Below are 16,910 nucleotides of genomic sequence, written 5' to 3' on the forward strand. Positions count from 1 at the left end.
CAGGCTGTACTTGAGTACGGTAAGGCGACGCTGACGTGGTTTGAATTTGATTTTCGAAGAGTATTATTTTTTCCTACAAGTATTTATTCTCTCCTATCTATTTTATTATATTTTCACAAAAAAAGCGATTGTTTCCTTCACAATCGCCTCTTTCATTATTGAACCCATTCGCCATTATAATTGACAGAATAGCCATCTACGGTCGTATTCACTGCCAAAGCACCTGAGCTATAAGCATAGTACCATTTGCCATTGACCTGGAACCAACCAGTTGCCATGACTCCTGATGAACGGAGGTAGTACCACTTGCTACCAAGGTATTGCCAGCCTGTTTTCATATCACCATTTTCAGCATCTAGATAATACCAAGTCGATCCTTCTTGATACCAGCCAGTTGCCATAGCTCCTGATGAACGGAGATAGTACCAGTTATTGCCAAGTTGTTTCCAACCAGTTTGCATGATTCCAGTTTTTGGATCCAAGTAGTACCATGGAGCAGGTTTGCTTCTATCAATGTCAATAGTAACATGAAAATCTTGAGTCCAACCCTTAGCAACTTCACCAATTGGTAGTGGATTGTAAGAATCATCGCCAAAATTTCCTAGCTTATTTAAATAATACCAATTGCCGTCTTCATAAATCCAGCCTGTCTTTACAGCATAATTATTATCAAAATAATAAGTTCTCTTTTCAGGAGATGGAGTATATTGTTCACCATATACTTTTCCTGTATTTTCAGACGTTTTTGCCTCTAGTACTTGTTTATCTGTTTGTTCTAGCAAAGCTCCATCTGAGCTAAAATAATACCATTTTTGTTGGAGTCCAATTTCATTAATTGGTTGGTTATCTAATAAATTATCACGATAACCTGTTCCAGGAATTTCTAAGTATTGCCATCCAACTACCATTTCTCCTTTATCACCAAAATAGTAAGTTTTACCGTCTATTTTATGCCAATAGATTGCTTTATGATCATCTTTTATATAATATTTTCTATTATCCTTATCAACAAATTGGCCACCTGTGGTATCCGCAAATACAGTATTTGTAGCTAGCAAACCAAAGAAAAATGTTGTTAGTCCAAATTGCATAGTTTTTTTAAAAAGTTTCATTTATATGTCCTCCAATATTAAATCCACTCACCAGATGAGGCGAAATTATAAACTTTACCATCGATAGTCTGGCTACCTGTAACCATTGCTCCATTTGAATTGAGATAATACCAGTTTCCATTTACTTTGGTCCAACCTGTCTTCATATCTCCATTACTTGCATTTAGGTAGTACCAAGTTGAACCATCTTTCACCCAACCAGTTGCCATAGCTCCTGATGAACGGAGGTAGTACCACTTATTGCCAATTTGCTTCCAACCAGCTTGCATGATACCAGTTTCTGAATCTAGATAGTACCAAGCTGAACCATCATTTATCCAACCTGCACGTCTTTCACCACCAATATAGTTTTCTCCATTAATTTCCGTTTTAGCTAGATAATACCAATTAGACTGGTCATAAAGCCAACCTGTCTCTAAAGAATGATTTTGATTAAAGTAATAGTTCGTGTAAAAACTCTTCTCTTCTTTATCTTCCGGGTTTGTACGTTTTTCCCCATACTTTCTTCCAACACTGTCTTTAGTTTTAACCTCTAATGCTTTCCAACCAACAAACTCTTGTAGCACTCCATTTTTGTCAAAGTAGTACCATTCTGGCATTGGGGAACCTTCTAATCTTATACCATTAGGGTAAGGACCAATTGTATATCCTTTAACTGGCATTGGAATGTACTGCCAACCAACAACCATTTCACCATTATAATCAAAATAATAGGTCTTGCCATCAATCACTCGCCAGTCCGTTTCTTTGATGTCACCCTTCTTGTAGTAGGTTCTACCATTTTCTTGGACAAATTGCCAACCTTCTGAATCAGCATCATCCGCCAATACTGCACTTGTTGCTAGCAAACCAAAGAAAAAGACTGCTAATGCGATTTGCATCAATTTTTTTATTGTTTTCATTAGATATATCCTCCTGCAAGGATTATAGTAAAAATTAAATTGTATGTCAATATGACGGCCTTAAAACAATGCATAGTATATTGATACAAGGTGTAAACAAATCGATTAGAATAGACAAATTAATTTATAGAAATATTTTAAGAGTCATAGTGTCCTGCTCTAGTTGCAAATAGATATATTATGCGCTTACAGTCAGCCTGCGATTTCCTGAAATGCAAAAATCTCCTAGCAGGCTTTCCTGCTAGGAGACTTTCTTATGAGAGGTACTTGTTCAAGCTTTAAAAATCGGATTTATCATCTGATAATTATCAAACAATCTACCAATTAAGCTTCTTCGTCTTCTTTACGACGACGGCCTGCAAGACCAAGACCAAGTAACGCACTTGCGGCAGCTGCTACCATAGCTACAGTAGAATCTGCTGTACCAGTATTTGGCAACTCTTTCGCTCCTGCTTTCTTAGCTGGTGTTGTTGCATGTGAGCCTTGTTCAGCAGATGTAACTGCTTTAGCAGCTGGTGCTACTGCATGTGAACCTTGTTCAGCAGATGTAACTGCTTTAGCAGCTGGGATTACAGCTGTGCTGCCATCTGGGAAGGTTACTGTAGTTGTACCATCTTTGCCAACTTTAACATCTGTTGCTGTTGGGTTAGCTTTCTTAACTGCTTCTGCTACCTTAGCTTTTTCCGCATCAGTCAAGTTGCTTGGATCTACAACTGGTGTTACTGATGGATCTTTAACACCATCTGCATCCTTAGACATATCATCTGCTTTAGCAGCTGGGATTACGGCTGTTGTGCCATTTTTACCTACGTTAACATCTGTTGCTGTTGGATTAGATTTCTTAACTGTATCACCTGATGGAATAACGGCTGTGCTACCATCTGGGAAGGTTACTGTGGTTGTGCCATCTTTGCCAACTTTAACATCTGTTACTGTTGGGTTAGCTTTCTTAACTGCGTCTGCTACCTTAGCTTTTTCTGCTTCAGTCAAGTTGCTTGGATCTACAACTGGTGTTACCGCTGGATCCTTAACTGCGTTATCTGATGATTTCTTAACTGTATCACCTGATGGAATAACGGCTGTGCTACCATCTGGGAAGGTTACTGTGGTTGTACCATCTTTGCCAACTTTAACATCTGTTACTGTTGGGTTAGCTTTCTTAACTGCGTCTGCTACCTTAGCTTTTTCTGCTTCAGTCAAGTTGCTTGGATCTACAACTGGTGTTACCGCTGGATCCTTAACTACGTTATCTGATGATTTCTTAACTGCATCACCTGATGGAATAACGGCTGTGCTGCCATCTGGGAAGGTTACTATAGTTGTGCCATCTTTGCCAACTTTAACATCTGTTACTGTTGGGTTAGCTTTCTTAACTTCGTCTGCTACCTTAGCTTTTTCTGCTTCAGTCAAGTTGCTTGGATCTACAACTGGTGTTACCGCTGGATCCTTAACTACGTTATCTGATGATTTCTTAACTGCATCACCTGATGGAATAACGGCTGTGCTGCCATCTGGGAAGGTTACTGTAGTTGTGCCATCTTTGCCAACTTTAACATCTGTTACTGTTGGGTTTGATTTCTTAACTTCGTCTGCTACCTTAGCTTTTTCTGCTTCAGTCAAGTTGCTTGGATCTACAACTGGTGTTACCGCTGGATCCTTAACTACGTTATCTGATGATTTCTTAACTGCATCACCTGATGGAATAACGGCTGTGCTGCCATCTGGGAAGGTTACTGTAGTTGTGCCATCTTTGCCAACTTTAACATCTGTTACTGTTGGGTTAGCTTTCTTAACTTCGTCTGCTACCTTAGCTTTTTCTGCTTCAGTCAAGTTGCTTGGATCTACAACTGGTGTTACCGCTGGATCCTTAACTACGTTATCTGATGATTTCTTAACTGCATCACCTGATGGAATAACGGCTGTGCTGCCATCTGGGAAGGTTACTGTAGTTGTGCCATCTTTGCCAACTTTAACATCTGTTACTGTTGGGTTTGATTTCTTAACTTCATCTGCTACCTTAGCTTTTTCTGCTTCAGTCAAGTTGCTTGGATCTACAACTGGTGTTACCGCTGGGTCCTTAACTGCGTTATCTGATGATTTCTTAACTGCATCACCTGATGGAATAACGGCTGTGCTGCCATCTGGGAAGGTTACTGTAGTTGTGCCATCTTTGCCAACTTTAACATCTGTTACTGTTGGGTTAGCTTTCTTAACTTCGTCTGCTACCTTAGCTTTTTCTGCTTCAGTCAAGTTGCTTGGATCTACAACTGGTGTTACCGCTGGTTTAGCTGGAGCTTTTGTATCCTTAGTTGCGGTTGCTGGAACACTTGGTTCTGATACATTGCCTGCTGGATCTGTTGCTTTCGCTGTTACGTCTCCTGCTGGAAGCTCTTTCGTTGGTGTGATTGTAGCTTTTCCGTTTTCGTCCGCTACGCCTTCACCAAGCTTGTGACCATCTTTGTCGAACAACTCAACCTTAGATCCTGGTTCTGCTGTCACTTCAACTGGTGTCTTAGTTCCTGCTTTATCTGTTAGATCTGTCTTAACTTCTGGTTTAGCTGGAGCTTTTGTATCCTTAGTTGCGGTTGCTGGAGCACTTGGTTCTGATACATTGCCTGCTGGATCTGTTGCTTTCGCTGTTACGTCTCCTGCTGGAAGCTCTTTCGTTGGTGTGATTGTAGCTTTTCCGTTTTCGTCCGCTACGCCTTCACCAAGCTTGTGACCATCTTTGTCGAACAACTCAACTTTAGATCCTGGTTCTGCTGTCACTTCAACTGGTGTCTTAGTTCCTGCTTTATCTGTTAGATCTGTCTTAACTTCTGGTTTAGCTGGAGCTTTTGTATCCTTAGTTGCGGTTGCTGGAACACTTGGTTCTGATACATTGCCTGCTGGATCTGTTGCTTTCGCTGTTACGTCTCCTGCTGGAAGCTCTTTCGTTGGTGTGATTGTAGCTTTTCCGTTTTCGTCCGCTACGCCTTCACCAAGCTTGTGACCATCTTTGTCGAACAACTCAACCTTAGATCCTGGTTCTGCTGTCACTTCAACTGGTGTCTTAGTTCCTGCTTTATCTGTTAGATCTGTCTTAACTTCTGGTTTAGCTGGAGCTTTTGTATCCTTAGTTGCGGTTGCTGGAACACTTGGTTCTGATACATTGCCTGCTGGATCTGTTGCTTTCGCTGTTACGTCTCCTGCTGGAAGCTCTTTCGTTGGTGTGATTGTAGCTTTTCCGTTTTCGTCCGCTACGCCTTCACCAAGCTTATTACCGTCTTTGTCGAACAACTCAACTTTAGATCCTGGTTCTGCTGTCACTTCAACTGGTGTCTTAGTTCCTGCTTTATCTGTTAGATCTGTCTTAACTTCTGGTTTAGCTGGAGCTTTTGTATCCTTAGTTGCGGTTGCTGGAACACTTGGTTCTGATACATTGCCTGCTGGATCTGTTGCTTTCGCTGTTACGTCTCCTGCTGGAAGCTCTTTCGTTGGTGTGATGGTAGCTTTTCCGTTTTCGTCCGCTACGCCTTCACCAAGCTTGTGACCATCTTTATCGAACAACTCAACCTTAGATCCTGGTTCTGCTGTCACTTCAACTGGTGTCTTAGTTCCTGCTTTATCTGTTAGATCTGTCTTAACTTCTGGTTTAGCTGGAGCTTTTGTATCCTTAGTTGCGGTTGCTGGAGCACTTGGTTCTGATACATTGCCTGCTGGATCTGTTGCTTTCGCTGTTACGTCTCCTGCTGGAAGCTCTTTCGTTGGTGTGATGGTAGCTTTTCCGTTTTCGTCCGCTACGCCTTCACCAAGCTTGTGACCATCTTTATCGAACAACTCAACCTTAGATCCTGGTTCTGCTGTCACTTCAACTGGTGTCTTAGTTCCTGCTTTATCTGTTAGATCTGTCTTAACTTCTGGTTTAGCTGGAGCTTTTGTATCCTTAGTTGCGGTTGCTGGAGCACTTGGTTCTGATACATTGCCTGCTGGATCTGTTGCTTTCGCTGTTACGTCTCCTGCTGGAAGCTCTTTCGTTGGTGTGATGGTAGCTTTTCCGTTTTCGTCCGCTACGCCTTCACCAAGCTTGTGACCATCTTTATCGAACAACTCAACCTTAGATCCTGGTTCTGCACTTACTTCAACTGGTGTCTTAGTTCCTGCTTTATCTGTTAGATCTGTTTTGATTTCTGGTTTAGCTGGAGCTTTTGTATCTGCTGTTGCTTTTTCTGGTGTGCTTGGTTCTGACACATTTCCTGCTGGATCTGTTGCTTTCGCTGTTACGTCTCCTGCTGGAAGCTCTTTCGTTGGTGTGATGGTAGCTTTTCCGTTTTCGTCTGCTACGCCTTCACCAAGCTTGTTACCATCTTTGTCGAATAATTCAACTTTAGATCCTGGTTCTGCTGTCACTTCAACTGGTGTCTTAGTGCCTGCTTTATCTGTTAGATCTGTTTTGATTTCTGGTTTAGCTGGAGCTTTTGTATCTGCTGTTGCTTTTTCTGGTGTGCTTGGTTCTGACACATTGCCTGCTGGATCTGTTGCTTTCGCTGTTACGTCTCCTGCTGGAAGCTCTTTCGTTGGTGTGATGGTAGCTTTTCCGTTTTCGTCCGCTACGCCTTCACCAAGCTTATTACCGTCTTTGTCGAACAACTCAACCTTAGATCCTGGTTCTGCACTTACTTCAACTGGTGTCTTAGTTCCTGCTTTATCTGTTAGATCTGTTTTGATTTCTGGTTTAGCTGGAGCTTTTGTATCTGCTGTTGCTTTTTCTGGTGTGCTTGGTTCTGACACATTGCCTGCTGGATCTGTTGCTTTCGCTGTTACGTCTCCTGCTGGAAGCTCTTTCGTTGGTGTGATGGTAGCTTTTCCGTTTTCGTCCGCTACGCCTTCACCAAGCTTATTACCGTCTTTGTCGAACAACTCAACTTTAGATCCTGGTTCTGCTGTCACTTCAACTGGTGTCTTAGTTCCTGCTTTATCTGTTAGATCTGTTTTAATTTCTGGTTTAGCTGGAGCTTTTGTATCTGCTGTTGCTTTTTCTGGTGTGCTTGGTTCTGATACATTTCCTGCTGGATCTGTTGCTTTCGCTGTTACGTCTCCTGCTGGAAGCTCTTTCGTTGGTGTGATGGTAGCTTTTCCGTTTTCGTCTGCTACGCCTTCACCAAGCTTGTTACCATCTTTGTCGAATAATTCAACTTTAGATCCTGGTTCTGCTGTCACTTCAACTGGTGTCTTAGTGCCTGCTTTATCTGTTAGATCTGTTTTGATTTCTGGTTTAGCTGGAGCTTTTGTATCTGCTGTTGCTTTTTCTGGTGTGCTTGGTTCTGATACATTTCCTGCTGGATCTGTTGCTTTCGCTGTTACGTCTCCTGCTGGAAGCTCTTTCGTTGGTGTGATGGTAGCTTTTCCGTTTTCGTCTGCTACGCCTTCACCAAGCTTGTTACCATCTTTGTCGAATAATTCAACTTTAGATCCTGGTTCTGCTGTCACTTCAACTGGTGTCTTAGTGCCTGCTTTATCTGTTAGATCTGTTTTGATTTCTGGTTTAGCTGGAGCTTTTGTATCTGCTGTTGCTTTTTCTGGTGTGCTTGGTTCTGACACATTGCCTGCTGGATCTGTTGCTTTCGCTGTTACGTCTCCTGCTGGAAGCTCTTTCGTTGGTGTGATGGTAGCTTTTCCGTTTTCGTCCGCTACGCCTTCACCAAGCTTATTACCGTCTTTGTCGAACAACTCAACCTTAGATCCTGGTTCTGCACTTACTTCAACTGGTGTCTTAGTTCCTGCTTTATCTGTTAGATCTGTTTTGATTTCTGGTTTAGCTGGAGCTTTTGTATCTGCTGTTGCTTTTTCTGGTGTGCTTGGTTCTGATACATTTCCTGCTGGATCTGTTGCTTTCGCTGTTACGTCTCCTGCTGGAAGCTCTTTCGTTGGTGTGATGGTAGCTTTTCCGTTTTCGTCTGCTACGCCTTCACCAAGCTTGTTACCATCTTTGTCGAATAATTCAACTTTAGATCCTGGTTCTGCTGTCACTTCAACTGGTGTCTTAGTGCCTGCTTTATCTGTTAGATCTGTTTTGATTTCTGGTTTAGCTGGAGCTTTTGTATCTGGTGTTGCTGGATCTTCTGGTTTAGAGTTTGGATCTTTTGGATCTGTTCCCTTAGCGACTTCTTCTTTATCTGTGAAGCCATCACCATCTGTATCAGCTTTCTTAGGATCTGTTCCTTTGTCTGCTTCCTCTTTATCAGTCAAGCCATCGCCGTCTGTATCAGCTTTCTTAGGATCTGTTCCTTTGTCTGCTTCCTCTTTATCAGTCAAGCCATCGCCGTCTGTATCAGCTTTCTTAGGATCTGTTCCTTTGTCTGCTTCTTCCTTATCAGTCAAGCCATCGCCATCTGTATCAGCTTTCTTAGGATCTGTTCCTTTGTCTGCTTCTTCCTTATCAGTCAAGCCATCGCCGTCTGTATCAGCTTTCTTAGGATCTGTTCCTTTGTCTGCTTCCTCTTTATCAGTCAAGCCATCGCCGTCTGTATCAGCTTTCTTAGGATCTGTTCCTTTGTCTGCTTCTTCCTTATCAGTCAAGCCATCGCCATCTGTATCAGCTTTCTTAGGATCTGTTCCTTTGTCTGCTTCTTCCTTATCAGTCAAGCCATCGCCGTCTGTATCCTTAGTTGTTGGATCTTCAGGTGAACTTGGGTCTGTAACAGTTACTTTAACTGGAACTTCTTCCTTAGAACCATCTGGGTAAGTTACAACTACTGTCGCAGGTTTTTCACCTGGTGTTGTTGTGTCTACTGGATCCTTGAAGGCTACTGTTGTACCCTTAGGAAGATCTTTCAAGTTACCGATTGAATCTTCTGCTTTTGGTTCAGTTCCTTTATCTACAGTTTGAGCTTTTGGTGTTGGCTCGTTCTTATCTGCATCTGTTGGTTTTGAACTTGGGTCTGTAACAGTTACTTTAACTGGAACTTCTTCCTTAGAACCATCTGGGTAAGTTACAACTACTGTCGCAGGTTTTTCACCTGGTGTTGTTGTGTCTACTGGATCCTTGAACGCTACTGTTGTACCCTTAGGAAGATCTTTAACATTTCCAATTGAATCTTCTGCTTTTGGTGTTGTTCCTTTGTCTACAGTTTGAGCTTTTGGTGTTGGCTCGTTCTTATCTGCATCTGTTGGTGCTGAACTTGGTTCTTTTACAGTTACTTTAACTGGAACTTCTTCCTTAGAACCATCTGGGTAAGTTACAACTACTGTCGCAGGTTTTTCACCTGGTGTTGTTGTGTCTACTGGATCCTTGAACGCTACTGTTGTACCCTTAGGAAGATCTTTAACATTTCCAATTGAATCTTCTGCTTTTGGTGTTGTTCCTTTGTCTACAGTTTGAGCTTTTGGTGTTGGCTCGTTCTTATCTGCATCTGTTGGTGCTGAACTTGGTTCTTTTACAGTTACTTTAACTGGAACTTCTTCCTTAGAACCATCTGGGTAAGTTACAACTACTGTCGCAGGTTTTTCACCTGGTGTTGTTGTGTCTACTGGATCCTTGAACGCTACTGTTGTACCCTTAGGAAGATCTTTCAAGTTACCGATTGAATCTTCTGCTTTTGGTTCAGTTCCTTTATCTACAGTTTGAGCTTTTGGTGTTGGCTCGTTCTTATCTGCATCTGTTGGTGCTGAACTTGGTTCTTTTACAGTTACTTTAACTGGAACTTCTTCCTTAGAACCATCTGGGTAAGTTACAACTACTGTCGCAGGTTTTTCACCTGGTGTTGTTGTGTCTACTGGATCCTTGAAGGCTACTGTTGTACCCTTAGGAAGATCTTTCAAGTTACCGATTGAATCTTCTGCTTTTGGTTCAGTTCCTTTATCTACAGTTTGAGCTTTTGGTGTTGGCTCGTTCTTATCTGCATCTGTTGGTTTTGAACTTGGGTCTGTAACAGTTACTTTAACTGGAACTTCTTCCTTAGAACCATCTGGGTAAGTTACAACTACTGTCGCAGGTTTTTCACCTGGTGTTGTTGTGTCTACTGGATCCTTGAACGCTACTGTTGTACCCTTAGGAAGATCTTTAACATTTCCAATTGAATCTTCTGCTTTTGGTGTTGTTCCTTTGTCTACAGTTTGAGCTTTTGGTGTTGGCTCGTTCTTATCTGCATCTGTTGGTGCTGATGGATTTTCTGGTTTAGAGTTAGGATCTTTTGGATCTGTGCCTTTCTCTACTTCTTCTTTATCAGTGACGCCATCGCCATCTGTATCAGCTTTAGTAGGATCTGTGCCTTTTTCAGCTTCTTCTTTATCAGTTAAGCCGTCGCCATCTGTATCCTTAGTTGCTGGATCTTCAGGTGAACTTGGTTCTTTAACTGTTACCTTAACTGGAACTTCTTCCTTAGAACCATCTGGGTAAGTCACTACTACTGTCGCGTCTTTTTCACCTGGAGTTGTTGTATCTACTGGTTCCTTGTAGGCTACTGTTGTGCCCTTAGGAAGATCTTTAACATTTCCAATTGAATCTTCTGCTTTTGGTGTTGTTCCTTTATCAACAGTTTGTGGTTTAGCTGTTGGTTCGTTCTTATCTGCATCTGTTGGTTTTTTAGTTACAAATTCTGATAATGGTTTTTTATCTTGAGAACCATCTTTATAAGTTACAACAAGATTTCCATCAGCATCCTTTTCGATTGATTTAATCTTAGCATCTTTATCAGTTACAGCTTGACCTTTTTTGTCTGCTAAGTTAGCATCATCGTTATTTTGAGAGTACTCAAGTTGGACTTTTTCTTTGATTTTAGCCAACTCAGCTTCTGTTACGTTGGCTGGATCTGCTACAGTAACTTTTTCAGTTGGAGTTGCAATATCATATTTTTGAGTTTGTCCCTTAAGCATAACACGGAATGCACCTGGATCAGTTGCAGTTGAGCTACCTACGGCTTTATTCTCAATGAATGCACCATCTTTATCCGTTGCAGTTGCATAACGCCATCCTAAAGCCATACCTTCTGGATTTTCTCCTTTAGTTGCGGCCTCTAGTTTGTCTTTTGCTAAACCATCTGTTGCTGCTGGAGTACCTGAGTAAGTAATGACTGCTGGGGCTTCTGCTGTCGCTGGTGTCTCAGCATTGATAACATTTGCTTTAAATCCATATTGAGTGTTGATAGTATTTGCTTCACCTGCAACATCAGCAAACGCTTTGTTACCACCTTGTTTTACAGTAGCACTTGCAATTTTTCCACTATCATCTTTGAATTTGATATCGAATGAGTTTTCTTCCCCACCGTATACATAAACTTCTTTAGTAGCTTTGTTAGAGTAAGGAATCTCTACTGTTGGAGCTACTGCTGTTGTTTCTTTAGTTACAAATTCTGACAATGGTTTTTTATCTTGAGAACCATCTTTATAGGTTACTACAAGATTTCCTTTGTCATCTTTTGTTACTGATTGGATCTTAGCATCTTTATCAGCTACAGCTTGACCTTTTTTGTCTGCTAAGTTAGCATCATCATTGTTTTGAGAGTACTCAAGTTGAAGCTTCTCTTTGATTTTAGCCAAGTCAGCATCTGTTACGTTAGCTGGATCTGCTACAGTAACTTTTTCAGTTGGAGTTGCAATGTCATATTTTTGAGTTTGTCCCTTAAGCATGACACGGAATGCACCTGGGTCAGTTGCAGTTGAGCTACCTACGGCTTTATTCTCAATCAATGCACCATCTGTATCCGTTGCAGTCGCATAACGCCATCCTAAAGCCATACCCTCTGGATTTTCTCCTTTAGTTGCTGCTTCTAGTTTGTCTTTTGCTAAACCATCTGTCGCTGCTGGAGTACCTGAATAAGTAATAACTGCTGGGGCTTTTTCTGTCGCTGGTGTCTCAGCATTGATAACATTTGCTTTAAATCCATATTGTGTATTGATAGTATTTGCTTCACCTGCAACATCAGCAAACGCTTTGTTACCACCTTGTCTTACAGTAGCACTTGCAATTTTTCCGCTATCATCTTTGAATTTGATATCGAATGAGTTTTCTTCTCCAGCATATACATAAACTTCTTTAGTATCTTTATTAGAGTAAGGAATTTCTACTGTTGGAGCTACTGCTGTTGTTTCTTTAGTTACAAATTCTGACAATGGTTTTTTATCTTGAGAACCATCTTTATAGGTTACTACAAGATTTCCATCTGCATCTTTTTCGACTGATTTAATCTTAGAATCTTTATCAGCTACAGCTTGACCCTTTTTGTCTGCTAAGTTAGCGTCATCGTTGTTTTGAGAGTACTCAAGTTGAAGCTTCTCTTTGATTTTAGCCAAGTCAGCATCTGTTACGTTAGCTGGATCTGCTACAGTAACTTTTTCAGTTGGAGTTGCAATGTCATATTTTTGAGTTTGTCCCTTAAGCATGACACGGAATGCACCTGGGTCAGTTGCATTTGTACCACCTACTGCTCCATTCTCAATATATGCACCATCTGTATCCGTTGCAGTTGCATAACGCCATCCTAAAGCCATACCTTCTGGATTTTCTCCTTTAGTTGCTGCATCTAGTCTATCTTGTGACAAACCATCTGTCGCTGCTGGAGTACCTGAATAAGTAATGACTGCTGGGGCTTTTTCTGTCGCTGGAGTCTCAGCATTGATAACATTTGCTTTAAATCCATATTGTGTATTGATAGTATTTGCTTCACCTGCAACATCAGCAAACGCTTTGTTACCACCTTGTTTTACAGTAGCACTTGCAATTTTTCCACTATCATCTTTAAATTTGATATCGAATGAGTTTTCTTCCCCACCGTATACATAAACTTCTTTAGTAGCTTTATTAGAATATGGAATCTCTACTGTTGGAGCTACTGCTGGAGTTGTTGGGTTAACAAGATATGCTGCTGCAATCTTATCTTTTGATCCATCAGGATAAGTGATAGTAAGGTTTCCTTTTTCATCCACACTGTATTGTGAATCTGCTGGAAGACTTGGGTTAGCAGATTTCACTGCTTCGATAATCTTGTTCTTTTCAGTTTCACTAACACCGTTAGAATCTGCAATATCTACTTTCGTACCTGCAACTGGCTCATATTTCTTAGCAGTCTCAAGAACATTTACTATAAGTGCTCTGTATAGCGTTGTTGGTTTATCTCTATTCCTTGCATGGAAAACAACTTCGGTAGTTCCTGCTGGCTGGTTCATTGCAACAGTACCACTATATTTAGCATCACGTTGCTTAATCGTAGCCCCACGTGATTTATCTAAGAAGCCTCCCGTTGGAAGCACTCCGCTTATAGCTGTTGGATTTTTTTCAACTGAAAATTTCTCTAACGCTGTAGCTTGAGCTATAACATCAACATCAATTTTATCACCAGGATATACTGTAATAATATCTTTACTTACTAATAGCCTAGTGTCATTATTACCAGTTACACCACCATCTTTAATAGTTAATGGTGTTTTTGTAACCGTAATCGGTGCACTCTTAGCTGACTCTTTACCACCTGCTGGTGTTGAAGTAGCTGTAATTTCTCCTTCTGGAAGACTGTTAGTAGGGTGAATAGTTGCTACACCTTGGTCGTTAGCTACAGCTTCACCAATCACAACGCCATCTTTGTTGTACAATTTGACAGTTGAACCTGCTGGTGCTTTAACTGTCACATCAGCTGGCGTACTTGCTTTACCTGCCAAATCATTGACAATTTCTGGACCACTAGTTGTTGGTGTTGCTGCTGGATTGTTAGTCGCTGCACCTGCCGCTGGTTTGTTAGTTGCTGCATCTGGCGCTGGCGCGCTTGGTTTTGGTGCTTCTGGTTTTGGAGTAACTGGCTTAGCTGGTGCTACTGCTTCTTTTTCTTTTTCAACAATTACTTTTACAGGAACTTCTTTTGTAGATGTATCCGGGTAAGTTACAACTGCTGTTGCTCGTTTTTCACCTGGAGTTTGTGTATCTACTGCATCCTTGTACTTAACTGTTGTTCCTTTTGGAAGAGTGTCTAAGTTTCCAATTGATTTTGTCGCATCTGGTTTTTGACCAACTTTTACAGTTTGATCTTTCGCTGTTGGTGTCGAAACATCAGACTGCCACATCTTTATAGGGTTAGTTGCAATGTTGGCGAAACCTGCATTGGCACCAGCAGTGGCGCTACGCATCATACCAAACACAACCTTCATATCTTTCAACTGTTCGTTAGATGTTGTTGCAGGAACTTCAGTTCTAAAACTCCATGCATAGCCATCATAACCTGAACCACCCGTAGTCGAACGATCCACAATCAAACGTTTGTCATTCAAGGCAACATTATCCAATAACTCTTTAGTTCTCGGAGAAGAATTAGATGCCGCACTCTTGAAATATCTGTCCTCCTGACCGGCAAGTTTTTCTATAGAACGACCATAGATACCACTTTCCCAACCAGAAGCCAGAGAAAAGGTATCTTTTTTGTCTAATGGTAATCCAGCAGCTGTAGCTGGTGCTGGATTTTCAAACGTTACAGAACTACTCAATGCTGAACCATCAGGTTTTGTACGTTCAAGTTTTTTAGTTTTAGGATTTAATTTACCTTGGATTGGAGAGTTATATTTTGCACGTGTAATGCTAGTTGGCATATTAACTTCTGCAGGAATTTGGATGAAATTTCGATATACATCTCCTCCATCTGTCTTATACGTATTAGCTAGATTTTCTGCATGATCATTATAAAAGACAAGCCAATCTAATGAAGTAATCTTCCCACTAGCGTCTTTATTATATTTAACTTTATAATTTGTAACTCTAGAAACTACATTAACAGCGTCATCTGTAGACGTGTATTTATTAACATCATTAAGGATATAGGCATCACTATGACCATTTGCGGCTGCATTTGTACCTTCTGAATAGGCAACTTCCGCTCTAAAAGCATTATTCTTATCTAATGCTTTACCGTTACGTGAGTCGTTAGATCCTGTGTTTTCGATTGAGTTAGATTCTGATTTTTTCTCAGTGTTTTCTGCTTTTTTACCTACAGTTGGTTGTCCGTTAGTAGTGTCTACTGCTGGAGTTTCTTTTTTCTCTACAGGTTTGTTTTTTAATTTAGTGTTCGCTGTAGTTACAAGTTTATTGTAAGCTTTTGTGATTTCATCTTGAGTTGTTGCGTTTGCTAATGTAGCTTTTGCAGCTTCTAAGTCAGCTTTTAATACCGCAACACTCTCTTCTGTTTTGCTTTCGTATGTTCCGTTAGCTAATTTTGCTTCGATTTCTGCAATGTAGTTTTCAAGTTTAGTTTTGTCTAAAGCTTTAACTTCTTTTGCAGTTTCTCCATCAAGTTTTGCTGCTACAGCTGGTGTTGTAGCAACTTCTGACTTGATTTCTGCTACAGCAGCAGGTGCCTCATAAGTCTTGCCATCTCCGTTCGGTGTAGGGGTAACATTCCCAGTAGTCGAGTTGCTTTCTACAGTAGTTTCTGCTGTGTTTGCATGGACCACTTGAGTAGCTAAGCTAGCTCCGACCGCAAAAACAAGAGAACAACCGAATAGGAAGTGCTTCCCTTTTTTGATCATTCTCCAGTTCTTTTGCTCTGCATTTTTACGATTAAAATACATTACATTTTCTCCTTTTGATTTCTAAAAAATAGCATGTAGTACACATACACATACACATACACATACACATACACATACACATACACATACACATACACATACACATACACATACACATACATTCAACATTATAATTTATATAAGCAGATTTGTCAATTATATTAATTATTTTTTATTTTTTTCCAGTATTTTCAGAAAATTTCAGGATTTGAACTATTTATTATATTATAATATTGCAATAAAAATAAAATCCCCCTTTTCTTCAAAACTATGATAAATGCCATTTTTTGAATACTTATAAATAATATATTGATTTTGCCTACAGCTAGCTCATCCCTTTTGAGTGTCAAAAAGTAGAGAACTATGAAAGTAAAGCTTATCAGATAGCAATACTCTTCGAAAATCTCTTCAAACTACGTCAGCTTGGATCTGCAACCTCAAAACTAGTGTTTTGAGCAACCTGCAGCTAGCTTCCTAGTTTGCTCTTTCATTTTCATTGAGTATAAACTATGGTCAAGAAGAAATCATTTTCTCTGACCATCTCTTTGAAGCCTTACAAGACATCTAGGGACCTGTATTTTTGCCTCTTCAAAAAAAGCCCCATACTATCTGGGGTTCAGGAATTCCTGTTACAGATAGTATAGAGCTCAAACAGCAGTTACACGAGGATGACTGCCTTTCTATTCTTGCATGGCATAACCAACACCACGCACGGTTTTAATGTAGCTTTTTTGACCTTTTACATCAAGCTTGCTACGTAGATAACGGATATAGACATCCACGATATTAGTTTCGGTCGCACTTTCATACTTCCAGACACTTTCCAACAACTGCTCACGAGTCAGGACTTTCTTGCTTCCCATAAGAGTAGCCAAAAGATCATACTCACGACGCGTCAGAGCAATCATCTCTTCGCCACGATAAACAGTATGATGTTCTACATCCATACGCAGATTTCGGTAAGACGTTGGAACCTTCATCTGACTACAGTGTTGGTCGATAAAGTCCCGACCTCGGAAAATCGCTGAAATACGAGCTACCAGATTCTCAATAATAACTGGCTTATAGATGTAAGAAACGGCAAAGCGTTGGATTGCCTCAAGCTGATCTTGCAATTCTTCTCGATGGTCCAAGACCATGATGACTGAAGCTGGCTTAGTCCGACTCAGCTTATCTGCAAAATCCTGGGCTGTCATATCCCCCAGTTGAGCATTCAATAAAATCAAGTCATAGTCTGTCTGAAGAGCCATGGAGAGGGCTTTTTGCCCCTCCTCAACCTGATCAACTCGGTATTGCTCTTTTTGGAGTTCCAAACTTAAAAAGTGAGCTAGATTTCGTTCTTTCTCAAGTAATAAAATCCGTTTCCCCATGG

At 40.8% G+C, this 16,910-nt stretch carries 4 protein-coding genes; all 4 read right to left on the reverse strand.

The window, feature by feature from the left end:
* Nucleotides 1-155 precede the first annotated feature (155 nt).
* Nucleotides 156-1,112 (reverse strand): choline-binding protein, encoded by a 957-nt coding sequence (locus AXK38_08425; protein AMH89262.1) that lies wholly within the window; start codon nucleotides 1,110-1,112, stop codon nucleotides 156-158.
* A 17-nt stretch (nucleotides 1,113-1,129) separates the two neighbouring features.
* The gene (locus AXK38_08430; protein ID AMH89263.1) at nucleotides 1,130-2,014 is read right to left on the reverse strand and encodes a choline-binding protein; all 885 of its coding nucleotides are present in this window, start codon (nucleotides 2,012-2,014) and stop codon (nucleotides 1,130-1,132) included.
* A 324-nt stretch (nucleotides 2,015-2,338) separates the two neighbouring features.
* Entirely contained in the window at nucleotides 2,339-15,538 is a 13,200-nt protein-coding gene (locus AXK38_08435) for a hypothetical protein (GenBank protein ID AMH89264.1), read from the reverse strand.
* A 680-nt stretch (nucleotides 15,539-16,218) separates the two neighbouring features.
* Complete coding sequence (locus AXK38_08440) at nucleotides 16,219-16,908, reverse strand: two-component system response regulator (protein AMH89265.1); 690 nt, start codon at nucleotides 16,906-16,908, stop codon at nucleotides 16,219-16,221.
* Between the last annotated feature and the right edge of the window lie 2 nt (nucleotides 16,909-16,910).

Origin of the sequence: Streptococcus mitis (assembly GCA_001560895.1) — a bacterium.
GTDB lineage: Bacteria > Bacillota > Bacilli > Lactobacillales > Streptococcaceae > Streptococcus > Streptococcus mitis_Q.